Raw genomic sequence first — 8451 nt, 5'->3', positions numbered from 1 at the left:
GCGCTCCAGGTTCTCGTGGGCCCAGCGCAGGGCCAAGTAGGTCTTCCCGATACCGCCGGTGCCGCCGATCGTCGAGATCACCACCGTGCCGCCGGGACCGGCGTGCTGGTCGAGTCCGGCCGACAGCGCGGCGAGCTCGGCGGTGCGGCCGGTGAACAGCGCTGGCGGCGCGGGTAACTGGCGCGGGAGGTGGGCGGGCACGGCGGCCGGTGTGGGCCGGGTGGTCACCGCGTGTTCGCCGCGGCCGGTGAGGGCTCCCTCGCCGGTCAGGACCTGCTGGTGCAGGCGCCTCAGTGGCGGTTCGGGATCGATGCCCAGCTCCTCGGTCAGCCGCTGCCGGGTGCGCTCATAGCTCTCCAGGGCCTCGGCCGTGCGCCCGCACCGGTGCAGGGTGAGGATGAGCTGCCCGGCAAGGCGCTCATCCAGCGGGTGCTCGGCCGCGCGGGTGCGTGAACCGGGCAGCAGATCGGTGTGCTGGTCCAGGCGCAGCCCGATGTCGGTGGCGTTCAGCTCGGCGGCGAGGCGCTCGGTGTTCAGGGTCTCGCGCAGGGCGTTGGCCCAGGGGTGTCCAACGCGGCCAGGGCCTGCCCGCGCCACAGCCGAAGAGCCTGCTCCAGGAGGGCCGCGGCACGCTCGTCGTCCGCGGCCGTGCGGGCCCCGGCGGCCAGGTGGCGGAACCGGTGCAGATCCACCGCTGGGGCTTGGCCGGTGAGCACATAGCCGTCTAACCCTCGCGTGATCCGCACCCCGCCGGTGGTGGCCAGGGCCTGCCGCAGCCGGGAGATGTAGCTGTAGAGCGTGGAGCGCTGCGCCGACCACCTCAACCAGGCCGGCCCTGACCACCCGTGGACCGGCGTACGGTTCACCGCCACCTGGGACAGCCGCGACACGCTCGACCCGATCCTCGTCGTTCCCGACCTCGTCGCGGAAGTCAGCGCCGACACCGCCATCGACCGAGGAGCCTGGAGACACCCACTGCGCTACATACGGCTGCGCCTGGACGTCACGGCGGCCGACGTCCCGTCGTCGGCTTCGGCGCCTGAGCGCCATACAAGGGTCCTCGCGGATCGCCGCGACGTCGTGGCACACCGGGGACAGGCCGTTCGGAGCGATGGATGTACCCGATGGGGTCGGATTGCGCAGGGCTGCGGCCTTGCGCACGGCATTGGGTACGTGTCCCTGGTGATTCTGGCCCGGCCCGGGGCGTCTGTTTCGGGGCGAGTCGACGGAATTGGATCACATCGATGGCCACCATCACCCCGAAGGACCACCTGGTCGAGCACAAATCGACCGTCCCCGCGAACAGGGATGACTCCGTCAAACTTTTCGTACGCGAGTACGACGGCACCAAGCCGAACAAGCCGCGCAAGGCCGTCCTCATGCTGCACGGCAGGAGCGCTCCGGCGCTCGCGGGCCTCGACCTCCAGCACGGGAAGTACAGCTGGGCTCAGTCGCTGGCAGAAGACGGCTGCGACGTGTTCATCATGGATCTCCAGGGATCCGGCCGCTCACCGCGCCCGAAGATGGACGAGCCCTGCAATGCCAACCCGGCCCTGCAGGAAGACCTTCTGGTCCCCAACCCGCTGTCGGCCACCTGCTCCCCGACATATCCCTATCAGCTGAACAACTCGCGGAGCGATTGGGACGAGCTCGACACGGTCGTCGAGTTCATCAGGGACCGCCACGACGTTCAGAAGGTCGCCCTCGCCGGCTGGTCGGCGGCCTCGTTCCAGATCGGGCCGTATACCCTGCAGCACCCGGAGAAGGTGGAGAGCCTGCTCTTTCTCGCCCCGATGTTCCCGCCCAAGGGCAGGGCGAGCAAGCCGGGTACGCGCTTCGATGCGCCGGTTCCGCTGCCGGTGTCCACCCCGGCCGCCGTGTTCGGCTTCCCGATGAACCTCACCAGTAAGGAGAGCTTCGAAAGCGCATGGGACAGTCAGCTGCGCTGCCCCAACCAGCGGGAGGCCGGCATGGTCGACGTGGTGTGGAAAGCCATCATGGACAACGACACGGTCGGCAAGGGCTGGGGACCCAAGGAGGGCCGAGCCCCTCAGGGCGTGATGCGTTTCCGGAATTCCTTCTGGTGGGGCTGGAACTCCACCACGGTGCCGCTGGACGGCACTCTCGGCAACACCGTGCCCGTGCTCATCGTGTATGGAGCACTGGACACCACGGCGAACACCTCGCCGGACCTGGGCCAGCTCCACTTCTCGGTCCCTGCCCTGTACAAGGCCATCACCGGCCCGAACAAACTGATGTTCCGGGTCGCCTGCACGGGCCACCAAATGCCCTGGGAACGCCAGTCGAAGGTCCTGCACCGGATGTCCAAGCAGTGGTTTAAGCACACCGCCGTTGAGGGCCTCACCAATGGAAGCTTCGACGTGGATGACGATGGTGTCCTCACGCCCATGGAGTAGTTACTAGGAACCCTTGCTTGCCGAGGCTTCCGGACACTCCAGGTACGGGCGGACACGAGGGGCGCGGGCAGCAGTGGACCGAGACGCCCACCGACAGCATGACCGCCCACTGGTGGAAGATATCCGCCTGCCCCGGCTGTCGACGGTCCGCGGGGCGGCCTGCAACAGCGCGGTGTCCTGACGTCGGCTTGCCCGCTTCGGCCGGGCGGGCGCCCTACTGGGCGCCCCGGCTCTTGGTCGAGATCGGCGACGAGCGCACTCGCTTTTCCGCCGCCGGCGTAGACGGAGAGGCTCCCGCTCTTGGCGTTCGACAAACACCCCCCCGGCGCGTGTATGTTCTATTTCGTTCTACTTACGTGGCTATTCTGTGCTGGCGCCCGCTCATCCGGAGTAGGCCAGGTACCCCGAGGGAGTCCGTGGTGGCTGAGCCGATTACTAAGTTTGACCCGAGTGGCAAGGCCACGATCCTCAGTTCTGCAGCATCTCCGTGATATGCCCACACGCTGCGCCAGCTGACGGCCGCGGATGTGGCCACGATGCTTCGCACTGGAGCAACGTTCCTGAGCCGGCCTCCTACAGCGGGCGCAACATCATCGCCCTGGATGTGGACAAGACGGTTATGCGGACCGAGGGCGTCGTCGTGGACGCACTCCTGGGCCAAGGGAACGCCCTCGACGAATACTCGCAAGGGCTGCAACTCAACGCCGTCCGCGAACGCGCACTCGACAACGACCGCGAGACTTTGGGACAGAAGCTCGTCACCGACAACGAGAACGCCAAAGCCAAGATTTACAAGGACATCTTTACCCCCTCCGTCGCCCTGCCCGGCAAGATCTCGGTCTCTGCCTCGGATACCGGAGTGACCGTCGCCAGCCATGCAGGTGCCGATGGCTCCCACGCCGTCAGCGGGTAGCAGCCGATGAGCACCCCCGTACCTGGCGGCGTGCGCGCGCTTCCTCTAGCGCCCCTCTTCGACTTCCGTGCGCTGCCGACAACGGCCTTGGATAGCGGAGTCTTCGCCACCGGCGCCCCGCCTGCGCCCCGTAAGAAGCCGCCCGGAGCCGCCTCTGACGACGAGCTGAGCGCGTTCAGCCCTCCCGAAGTCGCCGACTGGTACCGGCGGCTGGCCCTGATGATTCAACGCAAAAGGCCGGACTCGCTGGCCGCTCAGATGTTGCTCCACTGGTTGGACGGGAAGGGCGCACGGCTCACCTTCTCTTCCGCCAAGGTGGAGAAGCTGCGTCAGGTGACCGACGAATTGAAGAACAACGTCCGCCCGGTGTTCCTCACCGAGAAGAAGGCCCGGGTTAAAGGAGGCGAGAAGTGGGGCGGGGTGATCCCGCGCATCCAGAAGCTTCCCGGGGTCGATCCGTGGGACGGCAGCTCCCCCATCAAGATGTCTTTCACTGGGCAGTCGGTGGAGGTTCCGCTGGCCGTACAGGCCAAAGCCTTCCTCGGATTGGCCGATGAGGATGAACTGGACCTCCTGATGTCCCTCCATACTTTCGGCCTGAAGACCGAGGTCGTCGTGACACTCACTCCCAAGCCAGGCACTCCGCAGTACAAGGTGGATTTCACCGACTGGCAGACCAGGGCCTTCGACCGGTACGACTGGGACCCGTCTAAGCACATCAAGGTGCCTAATCCCGACTACGGCAACCCCGCCCGACTGGCGGCGCCGGTCGCACCGGACAAGGACAAAATCACGGTCTACCACTCCAACGCCAAGCGGGTGGAGGCGGCCGGGCTGGCCGCCTCCTATGACGCTGAGTCCACGCCGTGGAAGCCTGCAGACCCGGAGATCACCAAACCTGCCGAGGCCGACGCGAGCCGTAAGCTGAACTGACGGCAGGCCGCACAGGCGGCCCTGGAAGCTGGCCGTGATCAGAGCCACTGCGGTGGCGCGGTCATCGCACGCCACCCGATGAACCGCCCCGCGTGGACATCGGGCGCTACGCCCAGTCGATGCCGAGTTCGGCCAGGGCTGCCGCGCGCCCCCGGGCCAGCCTGGTACGGCGCTGTTTTTGGTTGGCCAACCAGATGCCGAGCCGAACGGGTGTGCCATCAGGAAGCTTTTCCACGTGTGGGCGCGGAACCCGCACATGCCCGGTTCGATCTTTGAATTGCTTCAGGGCCGTGATGCCGCGCGTGAACGCGTCGGCGTGCGTGACGGCCGCCGGCGCTCGCTTCTCGGCCCCGGTGGGCGCGCCTGGTGCGATGCCGAGCTGCGCCAGGCGGTGCTGCTGTTCATCGCTGAGCTGTGACCAGCTTTCTCTTTGCCGGCTCAGCCACCGGCCGACGTCTTCTCCGCCCAAGCGCACGCCGGGGAGGAGTTCGGCAAGGGTGGCTCCGCCGTCCAGGCAGCTGCGCAGCTTGGTGTACAGGCGTTGCCAGTCCAGGGGCCAGGAGCAGTTCCAGTCCGGATCGACGGCGGCAAGCTGCCGGGCCCGCTCAGCCGCCCGCTGCGGGTCCTTGCCGAGGCCTCCGGGCCGTCGGAGGTTGGCGATGATCACCCCGACGGGTTTGCCTCCGGCCACGGCGGAGCGCGGGGCGGCGACGGTGCCGTGAGTGGCGTGGTAGGAGCGCAGGGCGTCCAGGTTCTCCTGCCAGGCCAGGTCGGGTGCGGACCAGATCATCCCGAGCTCTTCGAGTAGTTCGATCCGCCACGGGGCGAGTGTCCCCGCCCGGTAGGCACGGCGCTGCTCACTGACCCAGCCGCCCAGCGGAAAGACGCCTTCCCCCTGCGGGACCTTGATGTCGAAGGGGACTCGGGCGTGGCCGTACTCGGCGCGCCATGTCCGCAGCGCGTTCAGTCCGGCGAGCCAGACGCGAGACTCGGGCCGGATGACGCGGGTACGCACGAACTGGGCGATCAGCTCCGGATCGCGGGGGGTGGCGAACGTAAGGAGCGACCGCTCCTCTCCCGCGCCGGCAGGTTGGTCTTCGCCGGTGCGGACCGGGGATGGCGGCCGGCTGCGGCTGGTGGCCTGCCGGACGGCGAGTTGCTCCACCAGCTGTTCATCGTGTGCGCGCAGGCCTTCCAGGACGGCCACCAGCGGCGCATACGAGGCGGAGGCCAGCATGTCCTCGGGGTTCTCATCGGGGGCCAGGAGGACGGGCACAATCAGCCGCGCCACCTTCCCCTCGCCAGGCTCCTGCCGCAGGGCGCGCCCCACAGCCTGGACGATATCGATCGCCGAGCCCCGCACGTCCGCAAAGAACACAGCATCCACGCCGCGCGTGCCGCGGATGTCGACGCCTTCGCCGAGCACCTTCACATTCGCCAGCACCGCCCGATTGACCGCCACACCCCTCGCATCCAGGCCATGAGCGAACTGATCCAAAACCGCGCGCCGGTGCTCCGCGTCATGGTCACCACACAGCCAGTCCGCCCACACCCGATGCGGCGGCATGTGCTCGACCGGGTCGGCCTCCCACAACCGCGCCGCGGTCTGCGGCAGCTTGGCAGCGAAGGCCATCGCTTCGATGACACGGTGGTGGAAGCTGATGATGGTAGACAGGTTCTCCGCGGCGGCATGCGAGAGCAGCGCGGCCTGGAGAGCGGCCAGCCGCCGCCCGCGCCCCTCCTCGCTCCCAGCGTCCTCCCCAGGACCGGCGCCTACCGGGTCGCGGATCTCCAGCACGTCGATCTCGAACCGGGCCAGGATCTCCCGATCGATCGCCTCCGTCAAAGACAGCGTGAAACACCGGCTGCCGTAGACCGCGGGATCATCCATGCTCGCAACCAACTGCCCCACACCCGGCCGCCCAGCACCCTCCTCAACCTCCTCCACACCCTCCCCGACACCCACCATCCCCAGCGCCCCTACGCGGCCCCGGGGCTCCCAGATCCGCGGCGTGGCCGTCAAGTACAACCGCCGCGCAGCGCGGATCCGCGCATTGTCATGGACCGCACTCCACGCCACCCGCACCTCCTCCACCCCCCGCGCCGGACCCACCAAGTAGCCGCTCGTGCGGTGCGCCTCATCCACGATGACGAGCCCAAAAGACTTCAGAACCTGCCCATACGACCCGGCATGAGCCTTCTCCAGCACCCCCAAAGACGCATAAGTAGCGAAGACCGTCACCGGACCGCTTCCAGCCCACAGGGCCAGTCGGGTAGGGATAGTGGTGCACCGCACCCCAACCGCCTCCAGCACCGCATCCCGCCCCAACGAGCACACCGCCACCACCGGCCCACGATGCCCCGCCCCGCGCCACGCCAACACCGTCTGCGTCAGCAGATCCAGCGTCGGCACCAGGACCAAGATCCTCCCCTGCGGCTCCAGCCGCTGCGCCACCTTCGCCGCAACGATCGTCTTCCCGGATCCGGTAGCGGCCACCGCGGTAGCCCGCAGCCCCTCCGCAGGCACCTCAGAAAGTGCAGACAATTCCAGAGCGCGAACAATCGCATCAACCGCCTCGATCTGATGCGGTCGAAGCTCAATGTCACTCATTCCATCACCCCCTTTCCACCCAACAGAACACACCGCCGCACTCAACAACCATAGTCTTTCGCATTTCCCCCATTACGTCCGACAGCAGCCCGCCCCCACCTGGCACGGCCCGTCGCGCCGTGCACGACAGCGACGGCCGGTGGGCCCGCACCGCTCCCGTCCCCCGCTTGAGCAGCGACCAGCACGGACATCCGCCCCCCTCAGGGCCTGGCCAGGACCTACTCCCCGTCGACGGCGGGATCGGAGCTCGTATCGCCCTGCCCTATATAGGCCTATGACCTCTCCGCTCTCCCCGAGCCGCCAGCAACGCCGCGCCACCACCCTCGGCCTTCCTGGACAACAGGAAGACCTCGGGCCATGGTCATGAACTGTGACATCAGTACTCGGTGTGACTGTCCGTCCCTATACGCCGGCTGACGAACCGTCCGTTGTGGAACTGATCAACGCCGACCGGCTGCCCGGCCAGCCTGCCGCATCCTCGGCGATGCTCGCCGAGACTTTGCACGGCCGCTCACGGGTCGATGCCAGCTGGTGGCAGGAACTACAAACCCCCGCGACACAGGTGGCCGTGAATGTTGCTGGAACGGCGCTGGGGGTCATGTCCTCTGCGCTCCGACCCAAGGACAACGCCGGACTGATTCTGTGGCTCCACTGCCGCGAAACCCCGACAGTAGCCGACGCGCTGATCTCTCACGCACTCAACCACTTCGGCGCACGCACCGTGTACGCCTTCCACTTCGCTTCAGCTCTGACCATGGGACTGGAAGCTCTGCCGGTACGTCACCGTCCCGCGACCCACGCCGCGTTGGAGCGGGCTGGATTCTTTGGCGAGGACCTGTGGCGCTACATGCGCGCCGACCTGCCCGCGCAGGACATGCCTCGTCTGACACCCACCAGGATCGGGCCGAGCCCAGAGGACAAGGACGCACAGCGCCTAGAGGTACACGAACACGGCAAGGCCATCGCAGAAGCTGTCATCGGCCGCCCCATGGATGGGATCGGAGTGCTCTGGCGGATCGAAGTCCAACCCAGCGCCCGGCGCCGCGGGTTGGGCCGCGCGATGCTTGGCACGGCCCTGGACCATCTCGCAGGTCTCGGCGCGGCAGAGGTGATCCTCTACGTAGACGACGACACATCACCCGGAGCTGAACGGGACCGCACCGCCGCCAACTCCCTTTACGAGTCAGCAGGCTTCTCGGAAATCGACCGACTGCATTCCTACACCCGCTATTCGACTAGCAAGCCGTGAACTCAGAATTACCCAAGAAAAAAGGGAACTCCCATGTTTTCGCTGAGCTGATTTTTTTCGCCAGACGAGAATCCTCGAAGCGATCAAAATATGGCAGTGCCGAAGAAACCCAGATTCTACGCAAGGATAGATTTGATGCATCCGGATCGTGGGCTCCAACAACCCCCAATCATCCCCCAGGAGACGGCCCGTCACCGCGCCCCTTCTGGCCGGCTTTTAGGCCCGCGCAGCGGGCCTTCCTTTGAGGCCGGAGCGGAGCGGAGGCCTCGCAGGGCAGAGCCCTGGCTGCCAGGGCAGAGCCCTGGCTCGGGTGGCGCGAAGCGCCACC

Annotated in this window: 5 protein-coding genes and 1 pseudogene; 4 read left to right on the top strand and 2 right to left on the bottom strand. The window is 67.2% G+C overall.

Annotated elements, in window-relative coordinates; genetic code table 11:
• Window positions 1-950 (bottom strand): annotated as a pseudogene (locus tag ACTWQI_RS29770) (AfsR/SARP family transcriptional regulator); the annotation flags it as partial.
• A 294-nt stretch (window positions 951-1244) separates the two neighbouring features.
• Here ACTWQI_RS29770 and ACTWQI_RS29765 point away from each other — a divergent pair.
• The 3 genes from ACTWQI_RS29765 (at window position 1245) to ACTWQI_RS29755 (ending at window position 4263) form a co-directional block, all read left to right on the top strand.
• Window positions 1245-2417 carry an alpha/beta fold hydrolase gene (locus tag ACTWQI_RS29765; protein ID WP_443275211.1) on the top strand — a complete coding sequence of 391 codons (1173 nt, stop codon included), beginning with the start codon at window positions 1245-1247 and terminating at the stop codon, window positions 2415-2417.
• 604 nt (window positions 2418-3021) lie between these two features.
• Window positions 3022-3330: a hypothetical protein gene (locus ACTWQI_RS29760; protein WP_443275210.1), complete on the top strand. Its 309-nt coding sequence runs from the start codon at window positions 3022-3024 to the stop codon at window positions 3328-3330.
• 6 nt (window positions 3331-3336) lie between these two features.
• Window positions 3337-4263 carry a hypothetical protein gene (locus ACTWQI_RS29755; RefSeq protein WP_443275209.1) on the top strand — a complete coding sequence of 309 codons (927 nt, stop codon included), beginning with the start codon at window positions 3337-3339 and terminating at the stop codon, window positions 4261-4263.
• Between the two features lie 106 nt (window positions 4264-4369).
• Here ACTWQI_RS29755 and ACTWQI_RS29750 read toward each other — a convergent pair whose 3' ends face one another.
• A complete protein-coding gene (locus tag ACTWQI_RS29750; RefSeq protein WP_443275208.1) occupies window positions 4370-6874 on the bottom strand; it encodes a Helicase associated domain protein in 2505 nt (834 codons plus the stop codon).
• Window positions 6875-7304: 430 nt separating this feature from the next.
• On the opposite strand from ACTWQI_RS29750, the gene ACTWQI_RS29745 reads away from it, so the two are divergent.
• Window positions 7305-8123, top strand: a complete 819-nt coding sequence (locus ACTWQI_RS29745) for a GNAT family N-acetyltransferase (protein WP_443275206.1) — start codon at window positions 7305-7307, stop codon at window positions 8121-8123.
• The last annotated feature ends 328 nt before the right edge of the window (window positions 8124-8451 follow it).

This window comes from Streptomyces sp. KR80, assembly GCF_052245555.1.
GTDB lineage: Bacteria > Actinomycetota > Actinomycetes > Streptomycetales > Streptomycetaceae > Streptomyces.
This window is presented reverse-complemented; position numbering and strand designations above follow the sequence as displayed.

Bases quoted from the DNA above. Each gene is read 5' to 3' on its own strand.
- ACTWQI_RS29765 (WP_443275211.1), top strand. From the start codon at position 1,245: ATGGCCACCATCACCCCGAAGGACCACCTGGTCGAGCACAAATCGACC.
- ACTWQI_RS29755 (WP_443275209.1), top strand. From the start codon at position 3,337: ATGAGCACCCCCGTACCTGGCGGCGTGCGCGCGCTTCCTCTAGCGCCC.
- ACTWQI_RS29750 (WP_443275208.1), bottom strand. From the start codon at position 6,874: ATGAGTGACATTGAGCTTCGACCGCATCAGATCGAGGCGGTTGATGCG.